The organism is Pseudoblastomonas marina, from assembly GCF_014641655.1.
Lineage (GTDB): Bacteria > Pseudomonadota > Alphaproteobacteria > Sphingomonadales > Sphingomonadaceae > Alteriqipengyuania_A > Alteriqipengyuania_A marina.
In genome coordinates, this window is sequence record NZ_BMID01000015.1 from 1 (window position 1) to 281 (window position 281).

The window sequence follows — 281 nt, forward strand, 5'->3', positions numbered from 1 at the left end:
TCAGGTACTATAAGTAGAAGTCCCGATTTTATTATTACAAAATTATATTGTATATTTCATTGCTCCTTTATTTTATTAGGATTAGGTGTAGGTGGTCTACTGTATGGATCAAGTACTACAAGTTTGGATGGTTTATATATAATCAATAGTATCCAAAGTCACGTAAATTATAGCATAATTAACCCGTTGTACAGGCATTTTAATAAAATCCAAATTAAAATGCTTAACAACAAATTTTTAAGATTAAGTATGGGGGCCATATTGGCTCATGCCAATTATGA